Here is a 23360-nt window from a genome sequence, read left to right on the forward strand (position 1 = left end):
CAGCGTGGAAGTTGTCATCGTTCCGGATGCCAAGGCGGGTGGCGAGCTCATAGCCGAGGCGATGGCGGAGTTGCTCCGACGGAAGCCCGAGGCGCTGCTCGGGGTGGCCACGGGATCGACCCCGCTGCCCATCTACGAGGCGCTGGCGCGGAAGGTGCGCTCGGGCGCCGTGGATGTCTCACGGGCACGGGTCGCCCAGCTCGACGAGTACGTGGGGCTGCCGGCCGAGCATCCCGAGTCGTACCGCTCGGTGCTGCGACGGGAGGTGCTGGAGCCACTGGGGCTCGGGATGGACGCCTTCATGGGGCCCGACGGCACCGCCGAGGACGTGGCGGGGGCCAGCGAGGCGTACGACAGGGCGCTGGCCGAGGCGGGGGGTGTGGATCTGCAGGTGCTCGGCATCGGCACCGACGGGCACATCGGGTTCAACGAACCGTGCTCGTCGCTCGCCTCCCGGACGCGGATCAAGACCCTCACCGAACAGACCCGGATCGACAACGCGCGGTTCTTCGACGGCGACATCGACCAGGTGCCGCACCACGTCATCACCCAGGGCATCGGCACGATCCTGGAGGCCCGGCATCTGGTGCTGCTCGCCACCGGCGAGGGCAAGGCGGACGCCGTCGCGGCGACCGTGGAAGGGCCGGTGGCGGCGGTGTGCCCCGCGTCGGCGCTGCAGCTCCACCGCCACGCGACCGTCGTGGTGGACGAGGGCGCCGCGTCGAAGCTGAAGCTGGCGGACTACTTCCGGCACACGTACGACAACAAGCCCGACTGGCAGGGGATCTGAAGCTGCAGGAGGGTGCGCGATCAGGCGCCACGGCCCGGGGGGAAGGGCCGTGGCGCCTGTGTGCTGTGCTGTGGGGCACGGGTCGTCGAGGGTGCGGGGGCCGGGTGAGTACCCGCCGCACCTAGCGCACGCCCGCGATGATCTCCGCCGCCGCTCTGCCGCAGACCCTTGCCGCGCCGTGGGTGGCGATGTGGAGGGCGGCCCGGGGCGGGGACTGGGGGATGCCCATCTCGACGACGACGGTGTCGGGGCGGGTGGTGAGGAGGATGTCCAGGGCGGTGGTCATCCAGGGATGACGGTGTTCGTCGCGGACGACGGCGACGATACGACGGGTGCCCGCGACCGCCAGGGCAGACGCTCCGGCGCTGTCGCCGGCGAAGGTGCCCGTCTCCGTGCCGGGGAGGAGGCGGGCCAGCTCCGCGCCGACGCCCCAGGGGGTCTCGTCGCCCACGGCGATGTTCGCCACCGGGGTGAAGGCCGCCACGTACACGGGTTGGGTGGGCGGGTCGTAGGGCGCCGCGAAGGTCGTCGTCAGGGCGCGGCGGGCGGCCACGAGACCGATGTCCGTGCGGGTACCGCCGCTGCCGCCGCCGCTGCCGTCGGCGCGGCCGGTCTCCCCGCGGGGCTCGTGCGACGTGCCGTCGACGCCTTCCGCTCCCCCGGCGGCCGATCGCGTCCACCGGGCCAGTGCCCGGACCCGGTTCGCCGCGTCCGCCAGGCGTTCCTCGGGGAGCTCGCCGGTGCGGACGGCGGTGACGAGGGCGTCGCGAAGACGGCGGACGGTCTCGTCGTCGGCGAGGCCGCCGCCGACACAGATGGCGTCGGCGCCGGCGGCGAGGGCGAGGACGCTGCCGTGTTCGATGCCGTAGGTGCCTGCGATGGCCTGCATCTCCATGCCGTCGGTGACGATGAGGCCGTCGTAGCCCAGTTCGTCGCGGAGGAGGCCGGTGAGGATGCCGCGGGACAACGTTGCCGGAAGGTCGGCGTCCAGGGCCGGCACCAGGATGTGGGCGCTCATCATCGCGCGCGACCCGGCGGCGATGGCGGCCCGGAACGGGGCCAGGTCCCGGGTGTCCACGAGTGAGCGGTCCGCGTCGATGCGAGGCAGGGAGTGGTGGGAGTCGACGGCGGTGTCGCCGTGGCCCGGGAAGTGTTTGGTGCAGGCGGCGACGCCGGCGGCCTGCAGGCCGGTGACGTAGGCGGCCGTGTGGCGGGCGACCAGCTCTGGATCGGCGCCGAAGGAGCGGACCCCGATGACGGGGTTGGACGGGTTGGCGTTCACGTCGGCCGACGGGGCCCAGTTGAAGTTGACGCCGCACTCGGCCAGGCGGCGGCCCAGGGCGGACGCGACCTGCCTGGTGAGGTCCACGTCGTCGACCGCGCCCAGGGCGTGGTTGCCCGGGAAGGAGGAGCCGGTGCGGACCTCCAGGCGGGTGACGTCACCGCCCTCCTCGTCGATCGCGACCAGGACGTCCTCGTGCTCGGCTCGCAGCTGGGCGGTGAGGGCGGCGAGTTGTCCGGGCGAGACGATGTTGCGGCCGAAGAGTCCGACGGAGGCAAGTCCCTCGCCGAGGCGGCGCAGCAGCCAGTCGGGGGCGGTGGTGCCCGTGAAGCCGGGCTGGAGGACCGTCAGGGCGTCCCGGGTGAGCCCGTCCTGTCCGGACGGGGAACCGGGCGAGCCGGTGGCGAATGTCGTCGGTGACATAAGGGTTGGTTATCCCTTCACGGCGCCCGCGGTGAGGCCCGCGGCCATCTTGCGCTGAACGAGGAGGAAGAGGACGACGATCGGCACGGCCATCAGGGTGGAGCCGGCCATCATCGGGGCGTATTCGGTGCCGTGCTTGGTGGTGAAGTTGCCGAGCCAGACGGTCGCGGTCTGGTTCTGCTGACTCATCAGCATCAGGGCGTAGAGGTACTCGTTCCACGCCTGGATGAAGCCGTAGACCGAGGTCGCCACCATGCCCGGCGCCAGCAGCGGGAACACGACGCGGATGAAGGCGGTGGTGCGGGAGCAACCGTCGACCATGGCCGCCTCCTCCAGCTCGCGCGGGATGTTGACGATGAAGCCGCGCAGCGTCCACACGGTGAACGGGAGGATGAAGGTCAGATAGGTGATGATCAGGCCGGTCAGACGGTCGTACTGGCCGAGGTCGTTCAGGAGCAGGAAGACCGGGATGATCATGGCGACCAGTGGGACCATCTGCACCGCCAGGATGCCGACGATGACGACCTTCCGGCCGCGGAAGGCGAAGCGGGAGATGGCCAGGGCGGCCAGCATGCCGACGACGATGCCGATCACGACGACCGTGAGGGAGACGACGAGGCTGCGGCCGACCGGACCCCAGAAGTCGGCGATGTCCAGCGCGCGGCCGAAGTTGGCGAAGGTGAGAGAGGTCGGCAGCAGGCTGGGGTCGGGGTCGATCGCGTCCTTGGCCGGTTTGAGAGCCGTGTTGAGCATCCAGTAGACGGGGAAGCCCGCGGTCACGAAGACGAACAGGCCGAGGAGGTTCCAGCCGAGCTTGGACCTCCGGGGGCCGGAGACGGTGGCGGTACTCATTCGACCTCTCCGATCTTCAGCATCTGGCGCATGTAGACGCCGATCACGCCGAGCAGCAACAGCACGGTCAGCAAGGCGATCGCCGAGCCCTGCGCGTAGTCGTTGACCACGAACGCCTTGTCGTACGAGTAGGTCGTGAGCAACTGGAACTCGGCCTCCGGGTGGCCGTTTCGCATCACGAAGACCTGGGGGAAGACGCCCATGTCCCAGATGACGGAGAGGGTCGTGAGCATCACGATGATCGGTTTGAGGATGGGGAGGGTGACGTAGCGGAAGACGCCCCAGGCACCGGCTCCGTCGAGGCGGGCGGCTTCCTCCAACTCCTTGGGGACCTGGGTGAGTCCGGCGCTGAGGGTGATGACGACGAACGGCACCGCGCCCCAGACGACCAGGAGCGTGATGACGGCCAGGCCCTCGGGTCCGCTGGCGAACCAGTTGTGGCCGATCATGTCGACGCCGGGGAGCTTGCTGAGCAGCGCGTTGAAGATGCCGTAGTCGGAGTCGAAGAGCCACTTGAAGACGGTGGTGGCCACGATGATCGGCATGCCCCAGCTCGCCACGAGCGCGATGTTGATGAGCGTCTTCACCCAGCCGGAGACCCGCTGGAGCAGCAGGGCGATCGCCATGCCGATGACCATCGTGAAGACGACGCAGGCGGCGGCGAAGACGATGGTCCGGACGACGACCGCCCAGAACTCGCTGTCGCCCAGCACCTTGGCGAAGTTGTCGAAGCCGACCGACTCCGCCGGCTTGAACCCCCACAGCTGGGACTGGCCGAACTCCTGGAAGGACAGGGTGGCGAGACGGACGAGTGGGTAGCCGAGGACGACGGCGAGAATCAGCAGGCAGGGGGCCAGGAGGGCCCAGGGGACAGCGGCCCCACCTGCCAAACGTCTGGTCGGACTGCTGGTGACCGCCGGCGGAGTCGGCGGCGGCGCCGGCCGCGCGGGCGGCACCTTCGCAGGGGCAGTCGTGTCTGCGGCACTCATCGCGCGCTCCTAAGCAGATGAAGGAGGGGCCGGCAGCGAGCGCCCCGAAGGGGCGCGGGGAACTGCGCGACCAGCCACGACGCACGGGCAGCAAGCCAACCACCCGTCGCGGCACTTTCTGGTGTCACCCACCGGCCTGCGTCACGCCCCGGTCCGTGTCACCCACCGGCCTGCGTCACGCCCCGGTCCGTGTCACCCACCGGCCTGCGTCACGCCCCGGTCCGTGTCACGCACCGGCCTGTGACGCCCCCGGTCGGGCCCGGCGTCGTCCGCCGGACCCGACCACGGGTCGCCGTCACTCGTTGTTGATGACCTTGTCGATCGCCGCGTCCGCTTCCTTCGCGGCGTCCTCGACCGACTGCTTGCCCGTGCCGATGGACTGCAGCATCTTCTGGAGGATCTGCGCCTTCTCGACCTGGCCCCAGCCCGGTGCCATCGGCACGAACCAGTTGGACTCGGCCGCCGTGGCCGGGACCGCCGTCGCCGGGTCGTCCTTCAGCGTGGCGAGGTCGGTCTTGTTGTTGGGCAGGTTGCCCTTCTCCATCAGACCCTTCTGTCCGGCGGGCCCGGTGAAGGCGTTGATCCACTCGGCGGCGACGGTCTGCGCGTCGGACTTCACCGGGACGGCGAGGTCGCTGCCGCCGAGGAAGACGGGCAGGTTCTTGCCGGACGGGCCGGGCATCACGAAGTTCTCGACGTTGCCCTCGAGCTTGCCGGTCTTGTCGTTCTCCTTGGCCGCGGCGGTCGCGCCCTCCCAGGCGGGGGCGAAGATCATGCCGGACTTGCCCTGGCCGTAGACGATGTACCGGTCGGACTCGTCCTTGGTCTTGTCGCCGTGCATGTAGGTGTCGACGACGTTCTTGAACTCGTTGAGGCCCTTGATGGACTCCGGGGAGGAGAGGCTGGCCTTCCACTTGCCACCGGACTCGACGGCTATGGAGCCGCCGGCGTCGTAGACGAAGGACATGGCCGCGTACCAGTCACGGGTGGGCTGGTACCAGGCGCTGAACTTGTCGCCCCGCTTCTTCTGGACCTTGTCGAGGGCGGCGGTGAGCTCGTCGTACGTCTTCGGCGGGGACTTGACGCCCGCGGCCGCGAAGACGTCCTTGCGCCAGTTGGCGACGCGGCCACCGGCGTAGTACGGGACGCCGTAGGTCTTTCCCTCGTAGGTGACGGAGGCCTTGAGGCCGTCCAGCCAGGCGTCGGAGTTGTCGAACTTCGCCTGGTCGAGAGGGGCGAAGGCGCCCTTGACCATGTAGGCGAGCATCTCCGTGTTGCCCATCTCGACCACGTCGGGGGCCTTGTCGGTGGCGAGGACGGCGTCGAGCTTGGCGTTCTTGTCGGGCCAGCCGTAGTACTCGTGCGTGATCTTGATGCCGGGGTGCTTCTTCTCGATCGCCGTGTCGGCGGCCTTGACCAGTTCCGGCCAGTTGTTCTGCGCGTCGACCGTGAGCCAGACCGTCAGCTCCTTGGTGTCCGCCCCCGTGTCGGAGCTCTTGTCCTCGCCGCCCCCGCACGCCGCGATGGAGACCATCATGCCCGCGACACAGATCGCGGTCGTCAGCTTCCTCTTCACGCCACCCTCCTCAGGGATGCCATTGCTCAGGGATGCCACAAACCCCCCTGCTCCCCGCGGTGACAGACGTACCGCCCATGGGGCCAGGACCTGGACCAATGGTGTAGACCAGTACGCCGGAGCTTGGCTCAGACCATTCGCCGTGTCAAGGGTGCTCGAACCCCCTCCCACCAGCCGTTATGCGACCTACATATGCAGGAACCTTTATGTAATAAGCCAGCGAAAACCGCGCGACTGAGCCACACTCGTCGGGTAGACCACTGCACCTCCCTCGGGAGACCACCGGAGACCCTTCCGTGGACTAGACCAGCGAGGCCCGCAGAGGTATACAGAGAGATCACGCCACGAGGAGCCGGGAAGGCGGAGCATGAGCACCGACGTCAGCAGTGCGGAGAACGAGAACGGGGCGGCCGTCCGTACCGCACGCGTGCCCAAGTACTACCGCCTGAAGAAGCACCTGCTCGACATGACCGAGACGCTTCCGCCCGGCACCCCGGTACCGCCCGAGCGCACTCTCGCCGCCGAGTTCGACACCTCGCGCACGACCGTGCGCCAGGCGCTGCAGGAGCTGGTGGTCGAGGGGCGGCTGGAGCGTATCCAGGGCAAGGGCACGTTCGTGGCCAAGCCGAAGGTCTCCCAGGCGCTGCAACTCACCTCCTACACCGAGGACATGCGCGCCCAGGGGCTCGAACCCACGTCGCAGCTGCTGGACATCGGCTACATCACCGCCGACGACACGCTCGCGGGACAGCTCGACATCACCGCGGGCGGCCGGGTGCTGCGCATCGAGCGGCTACGCATGGCGAACGGCGAACCGATGGCGATCGAGACGACCCATCTGAGCGCCAAGCGTTTCCCGGCCCTGCGCAGGTCGCTGGTGAAGTACACGTCCCTCTACACCGCGCTCGCCGAGGTGTACGACGTCCGGCTCGCCGAGGCCGAGGAGACCATCGAGACCTCGCTGGCCACCCCGCGCGAAGCCGGCCTGCTGGGCACGGACGTGGGCCTGCCGATGCTGATGCTCTCCCGGCACTCACTGGACAAGGACGGTCAGCCGGTGGAGTGGGTGCGGTCCGTGTACCGGGGCGACCGGTACAAGTTCGTGGCACGGCTCAAGCGGCCGCAGGACTGAATCACGCCCCGGCACCGTCCCGGAGCCGCCCCGGAACCGTCCCGGCGGGACTTCGAGCGCATGCGGACGGACCGCCAGGAAGCGGACCTCCGGCAGGGATTCCGCTGCCGTCGAACCAAGGGCTTGAACACAGAACCTCCGCATCCGATATCCGGACAGGGGGTTCCGTGCGAAGGAAGCCGTCCCTTACATTTCCTGCGCGTTGAGCAGGTGATCAGCGGTGACCAATGGTGATCAGCGAGGGGACGGAACCGGGACATGTCAGAAGCGTCCGAAGTGAGACCGCCGGCTCCGGAAGCGGGACCACCGACGGTGACACCTGTCAGGGTGGTCATCGCCCTGTGCCTGCTCGCCCCGTTCGCCGCGATGCTCTGGGTCGGCTCGTACGCCAAGACGGACCCGGCCTTCATCGGCATCCCCTTCTTCTACTGGTACCAGATGGCCTGGGTGCTCATCTCCACCGCGCTCACCGCCACCGCGTACGTCCTGTGGCAGCGTGACCAGCGCGCCCGGACATCCCGCGGGTCTCAGCAGCCCCAGCAGTCGGAGCAGTCCCAGGACGGGGGTGTCGAGAAGTGAAGGACGGCGTGAACGGCGTGGCACTCGCCGTCTTCATCTTCTTCTTCCTGGCCGTCACGGTCATGGGCTTCCTGGCCGCGCGCTGGCGCAAGGCCGAGAACGAGCACAGCCTCGACGAATGGGGCCTGGGCGGCCGGTCGTTCGGCACCTGGATCACCTGGTTCCTGCTGGGCGGCGACCTCTACACCGCGTACACCTTCGTCGCCGTGCCGGCGGCGATCTACGCGGCGGGCGCGGCCGGTTTCTTCGCGGTGCCCTACACGATCCTGGTCTATCCGCTCATCTTCACGTTCCTGCCCCGTCTGTGGTCGGTCTCCCACAAGCACGGCTATGTGACGACCTCGGACTTCGTCCGCGGCCGCTTCGGCTCGAAGGGCCTGTCGCTGGCGGTCGCGCTGACCGGCATCCTCGCGACGATGCCGTACATCGCCCTCCAACTCGTCGGCATCCAGGCCGTCCTGGACGTGATGGGCGTCGGCGGCGGTGAGGACACCAACTGGTTCATCAAGGACCTGCCGCTGCTGATCGCGTTCGGTGTCCTGGCGGCCTACACCTACTCCTCCGGCCTCCGGGCCCCCGCGCTGATCGCGTTCGTCAAGGACACCCTGATCTACATCGTCATCGCGGTGGCGATCATCTACATCCCGATCAAGCTCGGCGGCTTCGACGACATCTTCGCCAAGGCGGGCGAGGCCTACAGCCAGACCAACCCGGCGACGGACAAGCCACGCGGCGCGCTCGTCCCGGGCGACGCCAACCAGTGGACCTACGCGACGCTCGCCCTCGGCTCGGCGCTTGCGCTCTTCATGTACCCGCACTCGATCACGGCGACGCTGTCGTCGAAGAGTCGCGAGGTCATCCGCCGCAACACCACGATCCTGCCGCTGTACTCCCTGATGCTGGGACTGCTGGCCCTGCTGGGCTTCATGGCGATCGCGGCCGGGGTCCAGGTGCAGAACGGCCAGCTGGCGATCCCGCAGTTGTTCGAGACGATGTTCCCCGACTGGTTCGCGGGCGTGGCCTTCGCCGCCATCGGCATCGGTGCCCTGGTGCCCGCGGCGATCATGTCCATCGCGGCGGCGAACCTCTTCACCCGCAACATCTACAAGGACTTCATCAAGCCGGACGCCACGCCCGCGCAGGAGACCAAGGTCTCCAAGCTGGTGTCCCTGCTGGTGAAGGTCGGCGCGCTGGCCTTCGTCCTCACCATGGACAAGACGGTCGCCATCAACTTCCAGCTCCTGGGCGGCATCTGGATCCTCCAGACCTTCCCGGCCCTCGTCGGCGGCCTCTTCACCCGCTGGTTCCACCGCTGGGCCCTCATCGCCGGCTGGGCGGTCGGCATGCTGTACGGGACGATCGCCGCGTACGGCGTGGCCTCCCCCACCCAGAAGCACTTCGGCGGCTCGTCCGCCGAGATCCCCGGCATCGGCGAGATCGGCTACATCGGTCTGACCGCCTTCGTCCTCAACGTCGTGGTCACGGTGGTTTTCACCTTCGTCCTGCGGGCCGCCAAGGCTCCCGACGGCATCGACGAGACCAGGCCGCAGGACTACACGGCGGACGCCGGCGACCCGGGCGTCCAGGTGGAACTCCCGCCGGCGACGGCGGGAACGAGCCACTAGCCGGGCGAGCCTCCCCCCAGCCCGCGTTCAGCTTCGTTCTTTCGGGCGCGGGTCCGGGGCGGGCTGGTTCTGGAGGGCCTGAAAAGCAGGGGCGCAGCCCCGCTTTTTCAGGGGCGCGGGGAACTGCGCGACCAGCCCCCACCGGACCCGCGGATGGGGGTCGAAGGGGCGCAGCCCCTGGAGGACGGGACGGGTAGGGGCGGCGGGGGCGTACATCACCCGGTTACGCTGCAACGGTGACCGCTCGCCCCCCGATCGTCCTGGACAGCGACCCCGGCATCGACGACGCCGTAGCCCTCCAGTACCTGCTCGGCACCGACCTGTGGGACCTCAAGGCGTACACCTCGACCGGCGGCAACCTCCCCGCCGAAGCCACCTACACCAACGCCCGCGCCCTCGCCCGCGCCCTGCGCATCGACGCCCACGTCCCGGTCCACAGAGGCGCCGGCCGCCCCCTCTCCCGCCTCCCCTACCGCGAGGCATCCGCCTTCCACGGCCCCGCAGGCCTCGGCGACGAGACCCTCCCCGACTCGACGGCCGCCCACCCGACGGAGTCGTCCGCCCAGGCCCTGCTGCGCCTGTCGAGGGAGTACGAGGGCGAGCTGACGGTCTGCGCCACCGGCCCCCTCACCAACGTGGCCGTCGCCCTGCTGGAGGACCCGCACTTCGCCCACCGCGTCCGCAAGTTCGTGTTCATGGGCGGCGCCGCCCAGGTCCCGGGCAACTTCACCCCGGTCGCCGAGTTCAACATCTGGGCCGACCCGGACGCCGCCGAGATCGTGCTGTCCTCCGGCATCCCGTTCACCATGGTCGACCTGGACGCCTCGCACCGCTGGCTGTTCCGCCCCGATGACCTGGCCGCGCTGGAGGCCGCGGGACCCGGCACGGCCCTCGCCGCACGGCTGATGCGCACCTACATGGACGCCTACACCCGCCACGGCGGAGACGGCACCTGCCCGCTGCACGATCCGCTGGCCGTCGGCGTCTGCGGCGACGAGGCGTTCGTCGAGGCCGCCGACGGGGCCGTCGTCGTGGAGTGCGCGAGCGAGCTCACACGCGGCCAGACCGTGTTCGTGCCGACCGCAGCCCGGCGCGTCTACTACTCCGAGTCCCCCGCCCTGACCGCCCGTCTGCAGGCCACCGGCCGCGTCGCGCTGGGACCGGGCACCCGCGACTTCAGCGCGGACTTCGTGACGACGCTGCCCAGGTGGCCGGCGGCAACCTGACGCGATCCGATGGTCCGACCATCGGCGGCGCCTGTGGATAACCGCCGCCGTGCGAAGCCGCCCCTCGTGCACACTGCGACGCATGGACATCACGATCAGGCCGGTGACCCCCGAGGAGTACGCCACGCTCGGCGAGATCACCGCACAGGCCTACCTCGACGACGGACTGCTGGACTTCGGAGAGAGCGACCAGTACCTCGACGAGCTGCGGAACGTGGCGAAGCGGGCCGCCCGGGCCGACGTGCTCGTGGCGGTCGCGGAGGGGCAGGTGCTGGGCGGAGTGACCTTCGTCCCCGCGGGCGGGCCCATGGCCGACATCGCCCGCGAGGGAGAGGCCGAGATACGGATGCTCGCGGTCTCCCCGAAGGCCCGTGGGCGAGGTGTCGGCGAGGCACTCGTACGGGCCTGCCTGGAGCGCGCCCGCACCGTGGAGGGCTGTGCGCGCGTCGTGCTGTCGACCCAGCGGAGCATGCACGCGGCCCATCGCATCTACGGACGTCTGGGCTTCACTCGCACACCTGAGCGCGACTGGAACCCCCTCCCCGACCTCCTCGACCTCACGCTGATCACCTACGAGTTGACGCTCTGACACCCTGCGAAGCCGATGGCGACACAACATGTGGGGGTGACACCGCGACCCGACACTAGATGTATGCTCATGCTCGCTGTCGCCGCAGGGGAATCCGGTGTGAATCCGGAACTGTCCCGCAACGGTGTACTCGCGTGCATACGTCGTCATGTGTGCACGCCTGTTCAGTCCGAACACCTGCCGACAGTGCGCCCGGCCGTCCGGTCCGGGTGCCCTGACGTCCGGGCCTCGTGGAATGGGCCGGTGGACGCGACGCCCCCGTGCGCTCGTGTGCTGCCGCCTGCCCTCTGCAGGGCCCCAGCCGAGCGAGGGAGAGCCCCACGTGACCATCGCGCCAGCCGATCCGGTGTCAGCCGACCTGGCCGCAGCCAGGTCGGTTTCAACAGACCCGACGACGGAGACCGACGGTCCTGGTACCGCGTTGCTGCGGACCCTGACCGAGCTGACCGCCGACCTGCCCGACGCCGATCCCGGCCGGGTCGCCGCCGCCGCGCTGCGCGGCCGGTCGGTGCGTGTGTCCTCCGCCGAGATGGTCGCGGAGCTGCGTGAGCTGGCCACGGAGGCGGCCGCGGGCCTCATCTCCGAGGATCCCGCCTACTCGAAACTGGCCGCCCGGCTGTTGGCCGTCGGCATCCGTGCCGAGGCGGCCTCGCAGGGTGTCACGACGTTCACCGAGTCCATCGCCGTGGGCCACCGGGAGGGACTCGTCGCCGACCGCACGGCCGAGTTCACCCGCGCCCACGCCGAGCGCCTCGACGCCCTGATCGACCCGGCCGGGGACGACCGCTTCGGCTACTTCGGCCTGCGCACCCTGCACAGCCGCTATCTGCTCCGGCACCCCCTCACCCGCAAGGTCGTCGAGACGCCCCAGCACTTCATGCTGCGGGTCGCCGTCGGCCTCGCCGAGGACACGGGTGCCGATGCGGAGGCGGGCATCCGTGCCCTCGACGAAGTCGCCGCGCTCTACGGGCTCATGAGCCGCCTCGACTACCTCCCCTCCTCCCCCACCCTCTTCAACTCCGGTACGCGACACCCCCAGATGTCGTCCTGCTACCTCCTCGACTCCCCGCTGGACGAGCTGGACTCCATCTACGACCGCTACCACCAGGTGGCCCGCCTCTCGAAGCACGCCGGCGGCATCGGCCTGTCGTACTCCCGTATCCGCTCGCGCGGTTCGCTGATCCGGGGCACCAACGGGCACTCCAACGGCATCGTGCCGTTCCTGAAGACCCTGGACGCCTCGGTCGCCGCCGTGAACCAGGGCGGCCGGCGCAAGGGCGCGGCCGCGGTCTACCTGGAGACCTGGCACTCCGACATCGAGGAGTTCCTGGAGCTTCGTGACAACACCGGCGAGGACGCCCGGCGTACGCACAACCTGAACCTGGCGCACTGGATCCCGGACGAGTTCATGCGCCGGGTGAACGCGGACGAGCAGTGGTCGCTGTTCTCCCCGGCAGACGTACCCGAGCTGGTCGACCTGTGGGGCGAGGAGTTCGAGGCCGCGTACCGCGAGGCGGAGGCGAAGGGCCTGGCGAAGAAGACCATCGCGGCCCGTGACCTGTACGGCCGCATGATGCGCACCCTCGCGCAGACCGGCAACGGCTGGATGACCTTCAAGGACGCTGCCAACCGCACGGCGAACCAGACGGCCGAGCCGGGCCACGTCGTCCACTCCTCCAACCTCTGCACGGAGATCCTGGAGGTCACGAACGACGGGGAGACGGCGGTCTGCAACCTGGGCTCGGTGAACCTGGGCGCGTTCGTCGACCGGGCGACGGGCGACATGGACTGGGAGCGGCTGGACGCGACCGTCCGCACCGCCGTCACCTTCCTCGACCGCGTCGTCGACATCAACTTCTACCCGACCGAGCAGGCGGGCCGCTCCAACGCCAGGTGGCGCCCGGTCGGACTCGGCGCGATGGGCCTGCAGGACGTCTTCTTCCAGCTGCGTCTGCCCTTCGACTCCCCGGCTGCGAAGGCCCTGTCCACTCGGATCGCCGAGCGCGTCATGCTCGCCGCGTACGAGGCCTCCGCCGACCTCGCCGAGCGGGTCGGCCCGCTTCCGGCCTGGGAGAAGACCCGTACGGCGCGCGGTGTGCTGCACCCCGACCACTACGGTGTCGAGCCCACCTGGCCGGAGCGCTGGGCTGCCCTGCGCGAGCGCGTCGCGACGACGGGCCTGCGCAACTCCCTGCTCCTCGCCATCGCGCCGACGGCCACCATCGCCTCGATCGCCGGTGTGTACGAGTGCATCGAGCCCCAGGTGTCCAACCTGTTCAAGCGCGAGACGCTGTCCGGTGAGTTCCTCCAGGTCAACTCGTATCTGGTGAAGGACCTGAAGGAGCTGGGCGTCTGGGACGCCCGCACCCGTGAGGCGCTGCGCGAATCCAACGGCTCGGTGCAGGACTTCGCGTGGATCCCGGCCGACGTACGGGCGCTGTACCGCACGGCCTGGGAGATCCCGCAGCGCGGTCTGATCGACATGGCCGCCGCCCGCACGCCGTATCTGGACCAGTCCCAGTCGCTCAACCTGTTCCTGGAGACGCCGACCATCGGCAAGCTCTCCTCGATGTACGCGTACGCCTGGAAGTCGGGCCTGAAGACCACGTACTACCTGCGCTCCCGCCCGGCGACGCGCATCGCCCGCGCGGCACAGGGCCAGGGCCAGGCGCAGACCCCGGCCCGGCCCGAGAACACCATCCCCGTCCAGCAGTCGGCCGACCCGGATGCCGTCGCCTGCTCCCTTGAGAACCCCGAGTCCTGCGAGGCCTGCCAGTGATGCCCAGCAACCAGAATCTCCTCGACCCCGGCTTCGAGCTGACTCTCCGCCCGATGCGCTACCCGGACTTCTACGAGCGCTACCGGGACGCGATCAAGAACACCTGGACCGTCGAGGAGGTCGACCTCCACTCGGACGTCTCCGACCTCGCGAAGCTCTCCCCGGCCGAGCAGCACCTGATCGGCCGCCTGGTCGCGTTCTTCGCGACGGGCGACTCGATCGTGGCGAACAACCTCGTGCTGACCCTCTACAAGCACATCAACTCCCCGGAGGCGCGGCTCTATCTGAGCCGCCAGCTCTTCGAGGAGGCCGTGCACGTCCAGTTCTATCTGACGCTCCTGGACACCTACCTCCCCGACCCGGAGGACCGGGTCGCGGCCTTCGCGGCGGTGGAGAACATCCCCTCCATCCGGGAGAAGGCGGAGTTCTGCTTCCGGTGGATGGACTCGGTCGAGAAGCTGGACCGCCTGGAGTCCCAGGCGGACCGCCGCCGCTTCCTGCTCAACCTGATCTGCTTCGCGGCGTGCATCGAGGGCCTGTTCTTCTACGGCGCCTTCGCGTACGTCTACTGGTTCCGCAGCCGGGGTCTGCTGCACGGCCTGGCCACCGGCACCAACTGGGTGTTCCGCGACGAGACGATGCACATGTCCTTCGCCTTCGAGGTGGTGGACACCGTCCGCAAGGAGGAGCCGGAGCTCTTCGACGACGCACTGCAGCAGCAGGTCACGGACATGCTGAGGGAGGCCGTCGAGGCCGAGCTGCAGTTCGGGCGCGACCTGTGCGGTGAGGGTCTCCCGGGCATGAACACCGAGTCGATGCGGCAGTACCTGGAGTGCGTGGCCGACCAGCGCCTCACGCGCCTCGGCTTCGCCCCGGTGTACGGCTCGGAGAACCCCTTCTCCTTCATGGAGTTGCAGGGCGTCCAGGAGCTGACCAACTTCTTCGAGCGGCGCCCGTCCGCGTACCAGGTCGCGGTGGAGGGCACCGTCGACCTGGACGAGGACTTCTAGCTCGGCGGACTTGGTCGAACGGGCGGGGATCCGTGGTCCTCACGCGATCAGGCGGGGCGGGCGATGCGGTGCGACGACGACGCCCGCCGCTCCTCCGCCGCCCGCTCGAGCTGCCGGTCGACGCGCCGGTCGTGCACGGCGCCGATGACCGCGGGCAGCACCACCAGGGCGAGGAGTCCGAGGACGGCCAGAGTTCCGATGAGTCCTTGCAGCTGTGTCGTATCCATGGACACCACTGTCGCGCCGAACGCTCCTGACAAACAGTGGCAGGACTGCCGCACCCCCTCGAATTACTGCCACTTCCGAGGCACACTGGCAGCATGCTGAAGAACGTGGCCGCCATCCTCATGGACGGTGTGCATCCCTTCGAACTGGGAGTCGTCTGCGAGGTGTTCGGCCTCGACCGCAGCGACGAGGGCCTGCCGGTGTACGACTTCGCGGTCGCGTCGGCGGAGGGCCCGACCCTGCGGACGCACGCGGGCTTCACCGTCTCCACGCGGCACGGCCTGGACCGGCTCGAAGAGGCCGACCTGGTGGTCGTACCGGCGGGCGACAGCTATGTGCACCGGATCTACCCGGCCGAGCTGCTGGACGCGCTGCGCCGGGCCACGGACCGGGGCGCCCGGGTGCTGAGCGTGTGCTCGGGCGTCTTCGTGCTGGGCGCGGCCGGACTGCTGGACGGCCGGCCGTGCACGGTCCACTGGCGGCACGCCGAGGAACTGTCCCGGCAGTATCCGCGCGCGGTGGTCGAGCCGGACGTGCTGTACGTGGACGCGGACCCGGTGATCACCTCGGCGGGCACGGCGGCCGGTATCGACGCCTGTCTGCACATCGTCCGCAAGGAGCAGGGGCCGGAGGTGGCGAACAAGATCGCCCGGCGGATGGTGGTGCCTCCGCACCGCGACGGCGGCCAGGCCCAGTACATCGAGCGGCCGCTGCCGCGCTCGCAGTGCGACACGGTCGGCGAGGTGCTCGTGTGGATGGAGCGGCACCTCGACGAGGAGGTCACCGTCGAGCAGCTCGCCGCCCGCGCGCACATGTCCCCGCGCACGTTCGCGCGCCGCTTCCAGCAGGAGACCGGGACCACCCCGTACCGCTGGATCCTGCGCCAACGGGTACTGCTGGCCCAGCGGTTGCTGGAGGCGACGGACGAGACGGTGGACGCCATCGCCTGGCGCACCGGCTTCGGCACCGCCGCCGCCCTGCGTCATCAGTTCGTCCGGTCGCTGGGTACGACCCCGCAGGCCTACCGCCGGACCTTCCGGGGCCCGGAGGCCGCCTGAGGACGGCGCCGATCCGGCTCAGTCGTTGGCGACCACGGGGTAGCGGGGCTCGTTCTCGGCCATCTGCCGCAGGGCGTCCTTGCGGTCGCGCTTGGAGAGCCGGTCGATGTAGAGGTAGCCGTACAGGTGGTCGGTCTCGTGCTGAAGGCAGCGCGCGAAGTAGCCGGTGCCGCGCACCTTGATCGGGTTGCCCTTCTCGTCCTGACCGGTGACCTCGGCGTAGTCGGGGCGGGCGAGCGGCATGTACGCAGTCGGCACGGACAGGCAGCCCTCGTTGCTGTCGTCCAACCGGCGCTTCTCGGCGGGCAGTTCGACCAGCTTCGGGTTGCAGATGACACCGGTGTGGCGCTTGCCCTCGTCGTCCGGGCAGTCGTACACGAACACCTTCAGATCGACGCCGACCTGGTTCGCGGCCAGGCCCACGCCCTCCGCCGTGCGCTGGCTGGCGAACATGTCGTCCACCAGCTTGGCCAGCTCGTCCCCGAACTCCGTGACGTCCTTGCACTCCTTGTGCAGCACCGGGTTCCCGACCACGGTGATCGGCAACGACGTGCCACGCTCCCGGTACGCCTGCTCGCGCTCCTCGCAGTCCTCCGTGTCGATGACGAACCCCTCGTCATCGACGGGGAGCACGCCCACGTGCTGCTGATCGGTGTCCTGCTGGGCCATGACAGACGTACGCCTTCCTCAAAACAACAAGCGGTGAAGTTGCTGATACAGGGTACGGGGATCGCGCCCCGCGAGGGGCGCGGGATGCTGCGCGAGCTACCCGACGAACCCACGGCCGGCATCGAACCGCCCGCCCCCTAACAGACCTCTTCCAGATCCCGCCAATCCCTGGAATCCGGACTGTCGGCCACCCACCCGTCCAGCAGCCCCCGGACCAGCGAAGCCGGCGCGGCCACCCCGCACTCCCGCTCCGGCGCCCACAGCTGCCCGTCCGTCACGTGCCCCAGCGGCCCGGGATGTCCCGGCTCACTGTGATCGTGCGGATCGAGATGCTCGCCGTCGCCCTCGTCGGACGGCATCCGCGACTCCGAGCACAGCCGGCACAGCAACCGCACCGACGACGACCAGTCCTCTGCCGCGAACCCCGCGTCCGCCGCGAGCCGCTCCAGCGCGTCCCGGTCCGCCTCGGTAGCGGCCTCCAGCAGCACCACCCACGTCGGCACGGGAGACGGCGCCCACAACTCGATCTCGTCGAACACCGGATACGCGTGCCCCGCGACCGTGGTCCGCTCGCCGTGCGGCACCCCGTCGTGCAGGACGACCTCGCCCCAGCGCCGCCCGGACGACGGCAACGGGATGGAGAGCACCTCGATCCGGGCGGGGTCGAGCCGCCGCCCCCACACGACCTCGGCCTCGCCCTCGGGCGAGAGCCGTACGGCCGCGCTGCCGAGGTCCATGCCCACCGGCTCCCCGGTGTCGCCGGGGCCGCTTCCGGGCTTCGGCCGGGACGCGCCCCCGGGCACCCGCAGCCCGTACGCCTGCCAGGCCCGGCGGGCCAGCGGCCAGTCCTGGAGGGCCGTGGCGGCGATGCCCACGTTCCACCAGTCGGGCGCGCCGGTCTCCCGGTCGAGCAGTGCGACAGCCCGTAGACCGGCCGCTCTCGCCTGTTCCCAGTCGTGCCGGAACTTGTGCAGCAGGGCGAGGTTGAACCAGGACTCGGACAGCCACGGTTCCAGGTCCGCGGCACGTGTCAGAAGCGCCCCAGCGTCCTCGTACCGACCGTCACCGATCAGCGTGAACGCACGATCGGTGGCCTGCCGCCAAGAGGCGGAGGGCCGATGCCGTCCCTTGCCGAAGATCCTCACGATTCCCGCCTGCCAGTTACGGTTCCCGCCTGCCAGTTCCATCGGAGTGGGCTGGCCGTCGCCCCCCGGTACACCCTCTCCCTCGCATCCAACCACGACCGGCTGGAGGGCCGCTCATTACCCATGGGTTACCCCACCGCGGGCAAGGTCAGACAGTCTCTCGACAGTACCCGCGCGAGCGGCTCCACCACCTCCGGGTGATGGTTCCGAGCCGTGCCCAGCCGCAGTTCCTCCAACGCCCTGAGCGGCCCTTCGGGCCCTGCTTCCCGGACCTTCTCCTCGTATGCGTTCACGGCTCGCACGATTCGCGCGCCGACCGGCTGCTCACGGTACGGATCCGCCTGCCGCTCCACCACCACGGCGACCTCGGCGGCCACTCCGGTCCGCCGTACGACGACGCCGCCCAGCGGGGCGATCCGGCGCTGCTCGGCCGCCGGGAGCCCGGCGGTGGCCCCGGCGGGGACGGGGTCGACGAGGCTCAGGGCCACCCGCCGGGCGTGCCCGGCAGGGGTGTACCCGACGATCTCCGTGGCGCGGGCGAGGTAGGCGATGGTCTGCCGGTAGGCGATGGCCTGCCGGTAGGTGATCCTGACGAGGGCGTTCCTCCGCAGCGACAGCTGGGCGAGGAGCAGCGGCAGCGAGAAGACCGGCAGCGCCCACAGCCCGACGACACCGGTCGCGAGGGCCATGACGGCCCCCGTCGCGCACACCGCCGGCCTGTTCCGGGCAGCGCCCTCGGTTCGTCCCTCAGCAGCGGGCCGAACGGCCACCTGGTCCGCGCGTGTGCCATGGCCGCCGCCGACACGGCGTCGCACAGCGCGGTCGGGACGAGCAGCGCGACCAGCAGCAGGGCGTACGAGGGGCCACCCCGTTCCGACACCTGGCCCCGGTGGTGCGGCGGCTGGAAGCAGAGGGCGGCGAAGGCGACGGTGAGGACGCGCCGGGTGAGGTGATCGACGGTCGAGCCGCGTCCTTCGGCCACGTGCGGCACGCATCCCAGCGGCGCGGCCCCGACCATGACCGCGACGACCCGGAGCACGCCGTGCCCCGTCGGCCGCCCGCCGCGCGGCGAGCAGGGCCACCGCCCGCCACGGGACGTGGCTGCCCGACAGGGGCGCGAGACGGACCAGGGCCCCGAGGACGACACAGACGACGTACCCACGTGCCCGTGCCGCCACCGTCCTCATGGCACCCCTCCCGAGTTCAGGCTGCGGAGCCTAGGACGGGGTGCGGCGGGAGGGGACGGCTACGGGTGAATCCATCGGGCCACGACGGCCCGGATTAACTCCTTGGGGTGAAGTGACGCTCCTGCGTCGACCGTCCGGTCGACACACCGCCGAGCCTCTTCCGCTCAGTGCGCCACATCCGCGGCGAGCACCTTGTTGAGCTGTTCCACGGTCGCCGGGGACTCACGTTGGAAGGCGGCGAGGTCGAGGCCGTCGTCGCCCATGACGGTCAGCAGGGTGCGCTCGCCCACGGCGACGACGATGACGTGCCCCGCACCGCACCGGACGACGACCTCGCGGAGGGCCCCGGCGCCGGACTGGTCGGCCATACGACGGCTGACACCGAGGGTGGCGGCGGCGAGGGCGGCGACGGACTCGGGGTGGACCTTGTCGACGTCTGCGACGACGAGGAGCCCGTCCACGGTGGACAGGACGCTCTCGGCGACGCCCATCACCCGGTCACGCAGCGAGGTCAGGATGCCGGTCAGCGATTCGGTCGATGCGTCTGCGGTCATGGGCACGTGCTCCTTGGTCCGTACGTCTGCGGTGGGTGTGCGGTCCGAGCGGCAGGGGGTGATCGCGGGACTTTCCCGCCCCGGGACCTACGGCCCGTGCCGGTCGGACTCGGGGAGAGCCCGCAGCCCGCGACGGACACGCCGCAGCATGTCTACGGAGGGTTGGTCGGCGAGGAGTTCCTCGGCCGACAGCAGGGAGATGGGCGGGAACGGGGACGGCACGGCCGGGATGTCCGAGGTGTCGTCCGCGGCGTCGGTGGGGAGAGGCACCGCGCCCCGCACGGGTAACGGCGGCGGCTTCGCGGCGACATCACCGGGTCCGGCGCGCGACGGCCGTTCTGCGGCCGGGGCATCGGTCTCGGTGGGCGGTGGCGGTGGTGGTGGCGGCGGTAGCGGTGGCGGTGGCGGTGGCGAGCCGACCGCCGTCCCACCGGACGGGGGCCGTCCCGCCGCGCTGCCACCGGGTTCGGTGGACGGCGGTCGTACCGCGTTCGTGGGGACGGGCGCCGCGGACGGTGGGGCTTCGGCGGGCGGGACCGTGCGGTCGTCCACGGGCGCTCTCGGCACCGGACGCCGTCGGAGGCGGGCGACCTTGCTGCGTATACGGCGTTTACGGGCCGGGTCCTTGTGGGGGCTCACTACCCGCCCTTCGCTCCGAGGTCTCCGGTGGGAGAGCCTCCACCGGGCCTGCGTCTGGGCAGGGGACCGGCTCTCGGTGACGGTTCGTCCGGTGCCGGCTGTCCCTGGGGGACCCGGGGCGCGGTGCTGGGCCGGCTGTCGGGGGCCGGCCTGGTCTCCCAGTGGACGGCCCGGCGCGCTTCCAGCCGGATGAGGTCCAGCATCACCGCGTACAGTCCGCGCCCCCGGGCGAAGGCGATGTCACGCGGGGTGCGGCGGCCGTTGGCGCTCTCGACGAGGTCCCGGTGGCGTCGGGTCAGCCGCCCGTCGGACGCCGGAGTGCCGGGACCTCCGACGGGCCGGGGCCGGACCCGGGCCAGTTCGCCCGCGGGACCCCATGACCGGGCCAGCAACGCCATACGGCGGGTGGTCTCCTCGGCCAGCGGTCGCGGCTCGACCCCGGGCCGGGCGAGGAGGGTGGGTCGGCGTTCGGTCAGCTCCCAGCCGCCGGGCGGGCTGAGCGCCATCGCGAAGGCCCCGTCGAACACGGCCGCCGTGCAGACGACCTCCAGTTCGGCGGCGCCGATCAGACCGGCGGTGATCAGGTGCGCGGCGAGCAGGTCCGCGTCGGGTTCGGCCGCGCAGGCCGCCAGCCAGGCGTCGTCGTCGATCCGGCCCGAGGCGAGCAGCGTGGACGTCGCGGTCGGCGCGCCCGGTGTCTCGATCGCTCCGATCAGTCCGTCCCGCAGGTGAATCGTGCCACCGGGGGAGCCGGAGACTTCCACCGTGCCGGTGTGGCCCTCCTGATGCAGTGCCTGCAGCAGAGCGGGGACGTTGCGCGCCGAGGGCGTCTTCACGCCAGCACCTCGCTCGCCCGGTCGCCGAGGCTGCGCAGAGCCAGCGCCATGTTCGCGCGGTCGCGGTCGAGTCCGGCCGCCAGCAGCAGCGGGTCACCGGCCGTCCGGTCCACGGAGAGCAGCACGTGATGGCGTCGCCTGCTGGTCATGACCACGCTCTCCAACTCCCCCTCGGCCCCCGCCGCGCCGAGCCGATCGGAGATGAGGGTGGCCAGATCCGCGCACTCCGCGCCCGTCCCGGCCTGGGCGGCGTCGCCGGCGACGGCGTAGGTGAGTCCCGTGACCGCGTCGATCAGGGCGAGGCCGGTGACGCCGGGCGAGTCGAGAAGCCGGTCCAGGGAGGCCTGGAGCGCGGGCTTCCTTTCCTCAAGTCCCCCCATTCGCCCTCCACGTTGACGCGCCGCACAGTACTTTGAACGCCAACTTCCGTAACACACAGAAAAGTTGATGTTTGTGACCGGTGGGTCACTCGTGTCGATCGTAGTTGGCCGGACAGTGACCGGTCAGCAGCACTGAGGAATTGGGGCAGCAAATGAACATCGAGACGGCACTCAAGGAAGCCATGGCCCTCGACGGTGCGGTCGGCGTCGCGCTGGTCGACTACGAGAGCGGTATGTCGCTCGGCTCCCTCGGTGGCGGGCAGCACCTCGACCTGGAGCTCGCGGCGGCCGGCAACACCGAGGTGGTGCGCTCCAAGATGCGCACGCTGGCCTCGCTGGACATGAACGACGTGATCGAGGACATCCTGATCACACTGGGCCGGCAGTACCACCTGATCCGCCCGCTGAGCAGCAGCAAGGGATCGCTCTTCCTCTACCTGGCACTGGACCGCACCCGCAGCAACCTGGCGCTGGCCCGGCACGGACTGAAGCGCATCGAGAGCGGCCTGGAGGTCTGAGGCCGCTGCGCCGCCGCGCTCCGCACACGACTGAGCCCGTTCGGGGGCTGCCGGCGGCAGCCCCCGAACGGGCTCAGAAAAAACGTCAGCTCTCCTGCGGCGTGACCGGCGAGGCCGTCACATCATGCTCGGGAACGGTCTGTCCCGATCGGATCAGGTCGATCCTGCCCATCACCTTGGCGCGCAGATCGGTGGGCACGTCGTCCTGCCCGCAACACCGCTTCACCAGCTTCTTGACGGCCTGTTCGAGCCCGTACTTCTCCAGGCAGGGCGAGCACTCCTCGAAGTGGTGCTCGAACTTGGTGCAGTCGGAGTCGGGCATCTCCCGGTCGAGGAACTCGTAGAGATGATCGAGGATCTCGCTGCAATCCGTCTCATGCGGCTCTCCGCAGCTCATGAGCCCGAGCCTTTCGCTTCGTTCGACTCTCCGGCGCCGGCCGGGACAAGCCCGCGGTCACGGGCGTAGTCCTCGAGCATGCCGCGCAGTTGACGGCGGCCCCGGTGCAGCCGGGACATCACCGTACCGATGGGTGTCCCCATGATGTCGGCGATCTCCTTGTACGCAAAGCCCTCGACATCCGCGAGATAGACGGCGATGCGGAACTCCTCGGGGATCGCCTGCAGCGCCGACTTCACGTCCGAGTCGGGCAGGTGGTCGAGCGCCTGCGACTCGGCCGAGCGCAGCCCGGTCGACATGTGCGACTCGGCGCGCGCCAGCTGCCAGTCCTCGATCTCCTCGGCCGCACTGCGCTGGGGTTCGCGCTGCTTCTTGCGGTACGAGTTGATGAAGGTGTTCGTGAGGATGCGGTACAGCCAGGCCTTCAGGTTGGTGCCCTCACGGAACTGGTGGAAGGACGCGTACGCCTTCGCGTACGTCTCCTGCACCAGGTCCTCGGCATCGGCCGGGTTGCGCGTCATGCGCAGCGCGGCCGAGTACATCTGGTCGAGGAATTCCAGAGCGTCCCGCTCGAACCGGGCGCTGCGGTCCGCGGCGGTCTCGGTGCCCTCGGGCTGCTCCGCCTGGCCCCGTTCGGTCCCTGCGTCGGTCCCAGTGACCGGACCCACCTCCTCCAGCGTCTGTGCGATACCGAAACCGGTACCACCAGAATCGGAGGATAGACGACGATCCATGCCCGCCGCCGCCCGAACAGGCGTGCTCTTGGCCGCATGCAGCACCGTCCAGTCCAGGTCAGCGCGGCTGCTGCGGCTCGGGCAATAGGTCGAACCCATGCGGCGGACTTCCTCTCCTACGGCGGTCAGCACGGTCTTTCGCGCTGTCTGATCCGCACAACAGAGG

General features: G+C 70.1%; 23 protein-coding genes, 1 pseudogene and 1 riboswitch. Of the genes and pseudogenes, 10 read left to right on the forward strand and 14 right to left on the reverse strand.

Annotated features, from left to right (window positions below; all coding sequences use genetic code 11):
- The first annotated feature begins 4 nt into the window (after positions 1-4).
- Entirely contained in the window at positions 5-790 is a 786-nt protein-coding gene (gene nagB / locus K1J60_RS14615; RefSeq protein ID WP_220646603.1) for a glucosamine-6-phosphate deaminase, read from the forward strand.
- Between the two features lie 121 nt (positions 791-911).
- On the opposite strand, the gene K1J60_RS14620 is transcribed toward nagB, so the two are convergent.
- From K1J60_RS14620 to K1J60_RS14635, 4 genes are all read right to left on the reverse strand, one after another.
- Entirely contained in the window at positions 912-2495 is a 1584-nt protein-coding gene (locus K1J60_RS14620) for a glycoside hydrolase family 3 protein (protein ID WP_220646604.1), read from the reverse strand.
- Between the two features lie 9 nt (positions 2496-2504).
- Entirely contained in the window at positions 2505-3347 is an 843-nt protein-coding gene (locus tag K1J60_RS14625; protein WP_220646605.1) for a carbohydrate ABC transporter permease, read from the reverse strand.
- On the reverse strand, positions 3344-4336 hold the full coding sequence (locus K1J60_RS14630) for a carbohydrate ABC transporter permease (protein WP_220646606.1): 993 nt from the start codon (positions 4334-4336) through the stop codon (positions 3344-3346). Before K1J60_RS14630 ends, K1J60_RS14625 begins: the two co-directional genes overlap by 4 nt.
- Before the next feature lie 295 nt (positions 4337-4631).
- Positions 4632-5912: an extracellular solute-binding protein gene (locus K1J60_RS14635; RefSeq protein WP_220646607.1), complete on the reverse strand. Its 1281-nt coding sequence runs from the start codon at positions 5910-5912 to the stop codon at positions 4632-4634.
- Between the two features lie 367 nt (positions 5913-6279).
- Here K1J60_RS14635 and K1J60_RS14640 point away from each other — a divergent pair, with 367 nt between their 5' ends.
- From K1J60_RS14640 to K1J60_RS14670, 7 genes are all read left to right on the forward strand, one after another.
- On the forward strand, positions 6280-7044 hold the full coding sequence (locus tag K1J60_RS14640; protein ID WP_220646608.1) for a GntR family transcriptional regulator: 765 nt from the start codon (positions 6280-6282) through the stop codon (positions 7042-7044).
- Between the two features lie 258 nt (positions 7045-7302).
- A complete protein-coding gene (locus K1J60_RS14645; RefSeq protein ID WP_220646609.1) occupies positions 7303-7623 on the forward strand; it encodes a DUF3311 domain-containing protein in 321 nt (106 codons plus the stop codon).
- The gene (gene mctP / locus K1J60_RS14650) at positions 7620-9248 is read left to right on the forward strand and encodes a monocarboxylate uptake permease MctP (protein WP_220646610.1); all 1629 of its coding nucleotides are present in this window, start codon (positions 7620-7622) and stop codon (positions 9246-9248) included. Before K1J60_RS14645 ends, mctP begins: the two co-directional genes overlap by 4 nt.
- 236 nt (positions 9249-9484) lie before the next feature.
- Positions 9485-10474, forward strand: a complete 990-nt coding sequence (locus K1J60_RS14655) for a nucleoside hydrolase (RefSeq protein ID WP_220646611.1) — start codon at positions 9485-9487, stop codon at positions 10472-10474.
- 82 nt (positions 10475-10556) lie between these two features.
- Positions 10557-11063 (forward strand): GNAT family N-acetyltransferase, encoded by a 507-nt coding sequence (locus K1J60_RS14660; RefSeq protein WP_220646612.1) that lies wholly within the window; start codon positions 10557-10559, stop codon positions 11061-11063.
- Between the two features lie 63 nt (positions 11064-11126).
- Positions 11127-11262, forward strand: a riboswitch (cobalamin riboswitch).
- Between the two features lie 123 nt (positions 11263-11385).
- On the forward strand, positions 11386-13842 hold the full coding sequence (locus K1J60_RS14665) for a ribonucleoside-diphosphate reductase subunit alpha (protein WP_398683216.1): 2457 nt from the start codon (positions 11386-11388) through the stop codon (positions 13840-13842).
- Complete coding sequence (locus K1J60_RS14670; RefSeq protein ID WP_220646613.1) at positions 13842-14852, forward strand: ribonucleotide-diphosphate reductase subunit beta; 1011 nt, start codon at positions 13842-13844, stop codon at positions 14850-14852. The genes K1J60_RS14665 and K1J60_RS14670 overlap by 1 nt, the downstream gene beginning before the upstream one ends.
- A 47-nt stretch (positions 14853-14899) precedes the next feature.
- On the opposite strand, the gene K1J60_RS14675 is transcribed toward K1J60_RS14670, so the two are convergent.
- On the reverse strand, positions 14900-15079 hold the full coding sequence (locus K1J60_RS14675) for a hypothetical protein (RefSeq protein WP_220646614.1): 180 nt from the start codon (positions 15077-15079) through the stop codon (positions 14900-14902).
- A 93-nt stretch (positions 15080-15172) separates the two neighbouring features.
- Here K1J60_RS14675 and K1J60_RS14680 point away from each other — a divergent pair, with 93 nt between their 5' ends.
- Positions 15173-16135 (forward strand): GlxA family transcriptional regulator, encoded by a 963-nt coding sequence (locus tag K1J60_RS14680; RefSeq protein WP_220646615.1) that lies wholly within the window; start codon positions 15173-15175, stop codon positions 16133-16135.
- Positions 16136-16153: 18 nt separating this feature from the next.
- On the opposite strand, the gene def is transcribed toward K1J60_RS14680, so the two are convergent.
- The 7 genes and pseudogenes from def to K1J60_RS14715 all read right to left on the reverse strand — a co-directional run bounded on the left by def (position 16154) and on the right by K1J60_RS14715 (position 21503).
- Positions 16154-16804: a peptide deformylase gene (gene def / locus K1J60_RS14685; RefSeq protein ID WP_215448915.1), complete on the reverse strand. Its 651-nt coding sequence runs from the start codon at positions 16802-16804 to the stop codon at positions 16154-16156.
- Between the two features lie 137 nt (positions 16805-16941).
- Positions 16942-17949, reverse strand: a complete 1008-nt coding sequence (locus K1J60_RS14690; protein ID WP_033525444.1) for a tetratricopeptide repeat protein — start codon at positions 17947-17949, stop codon at positions 16942-16944.
- A 128-nt stretch (positions 17950-18077) separates the two neighbouring features.
- A pseudogene (locus tag K1J60_RS14695) lies at positions 18078-19009 on the reverse strand (metal-dependent phosphohydrolase); the annotation flags it as partial.
- A gap of 291 nt (positions 19010-19300) precedes the next feature.
- Positions 19301-19690 (reverse strand): roadblock/LC7 domain-containing protein, encoded by a 390-nt coding sequence (locus tag K1J60_RS14700; protein WP_220646616.1) that lies wholly within the window; start codon positions 19688-19690, stop codon positions 19301-19303.
- A gap of 87 nt (positions 19691-19777) precedes the next feature.
- On the reverse strand, positions 19778-19960 hold the full coding sequence (locus K1J60_RS46775; protein WP_263013083.1) for a hypothetical protein: 183 nt from the start codon (positions 19958-19960) through the stop codon (positions 19778-19780).
- A gap of 368 nt (positions 19961-20328) precedes the next feature.
- Complete coding sequence (locus K1J60_RS14710) at positions 20329-21165, reverse strand: DUF4388 domain-containing protein (RefSeq protein ID WP_220646617.1); 837 nt, start codon at positions 21163-21165, stop codon at positions 20329-20331.
- Entirely contained in the window at positions 21162-21503 is a 342-nt protein-coding gene (locus tag K1J60_RS14715; protein ID WP_220651465.1) for a hypothetical protein, read from the reverse strand. The genes K1J60_RS14710 and K1J60_RS14715 overlap by 4 nt, the downstream gene beginning before the upstream one ends.
- A gap of 194 nt (positions 21504-21697) precedes the next feature.
- Between K1J60_RS14715 and K1J60_RS14720 the strand changes: the two genes are divergently transcribed.
- Entirely contained in the window at positions 21698-22063 is a 366-nt protein-coding gene (locus tag K1J60_RS14720; protein WP_220646618.1) for a hypothetical protein, read from the forward strand.
- An 85-nt stretch (positions 22064-22148) separates the two neighbouring features.
- Here the strand turns inward: K1J60_RS14720 and rsrA are convergent, their stop codons facing one another.
- Positions 22149-22460, reverse strand: coding sequence for a mycothiol system anti-sigma-R factor (gene rsrA, locus K1J60_RS14725; protein ID WP_033525449.1), 312 nt, complete (start codon positions 22458-22460; stop codon positions 22149-22151).
- The gene (gene sigR, locus K1J60_RS14730; protein WP_220646619.1) at positions 22457-23128 is read right to left on the reverse strand and encodes an RNA polymerase sigma factor SigR; all 672 of its coding nucleotides are present in this window, start codon (positions 23126-23128) and stop codon (positions 22457-22459) included. Before sigR ends, rsrA begins: the two co-directional genes overlap by 4 nt.
- Positions 23129-23360 lie beyond the last annotated feature (232 nt).

Origin of the sequence: Streptomyces akebiae (assembly GCF_019599145.1) — a bacterium.
GTDB lineage: Bacteria > Actinomycetota > Actinomycetes > Streptomycetales > Streptomycetaceae > Streptomyces > Streptomyces akebiae.

Coding starts and splice junctions, on each gene's coding strand:
- K1J60_RS14620 (WP_220646604.1), bottom strand. CDS start 2,495: ATGTCACCGACGACATTCGCCACCGGCTCGCCCGGTTCCCCGTCCGGA.
- K1J60_RS14625 (WP_220646605.1), bottom strand. CDS start 3,347: ATGAGTACCGCCACCGTCTCCGGCCCCCGGAGGTCCAAGCTCGGCTGG.
- K1J60_RS14630 (WP_220646606.1), bottom strand. CDS start 4,336: ATGAGTGCCGCAGACACGACTGCCCCTGCGAAGGTGCCGCCCGCGCGG.
- K1J60_RS14640 (WP_220646608.1), top strand. CDS start 6,280: ATGAGCACCGACGTCAGCAGTGCGGAGAACGAGAACGGGGCGGCCGTC.
- K1J60_RS14645 (WP_220646609.1), top strand. CDS start 7,303: ATGTCAGAAGCGTCCGAAGTGAGACCGCCGGCTCCGGAAGCGGGACCA.
- K1J60_RS14660 (WP_220646612.1), top strand. CDS start 10,557: ATGGACATCACGATCAGGCCGGTGACCCCCGAGGAGTACGCCACGCTC.
- K1J60_RS14670 (WP_220646613.1), top strand. CDS start 13,842: ATGCCCAGCAACCAGAATCTCCTCGACCCCGGCTTCGAGCTGACTCTC.
- K1J60_RS14675 (WP_220646614.1), bottom strand. CDS start 15,079: ATGGATACGACACAGCTGCAAGGACTCATCGGAACTCTGGCCGTCCTC.
- K1J60_RS14680 (WP_220646615.1), top strand. CDS start 15,173: ATGCTGAAGAACGTGGCCGCCATCCTCATGGACGGTGTGCATCCCTTC.
- def (WP_215448915.1), bottom strand. CDS start 16,804: ATGGCCCAGCAGGACACCGATCAGCAGCACGTGGGCGTGCTCCCCGTC.
- K1J60_RS14700 (WP_220646616.1), bottom strand. CDS start 19,690: ATGACCGCAGACGCATCGACCGAATCGCTGACCGGCATCCTGACCTCG.
- K1J60_RS14720 (WP_220646618.1), top strand. CDS start 21,698: ATGAACATCGAGACGGCACTCAAGGAAGCCATGGCCCTCGACGGTGCG.
- rsrA (WP_033525449.1), bottom strand. CDS start 22,460: ATGAGCTGCGGAGAGCCGCATGAGACGGATTGCAGCGAGATCCTCGAT.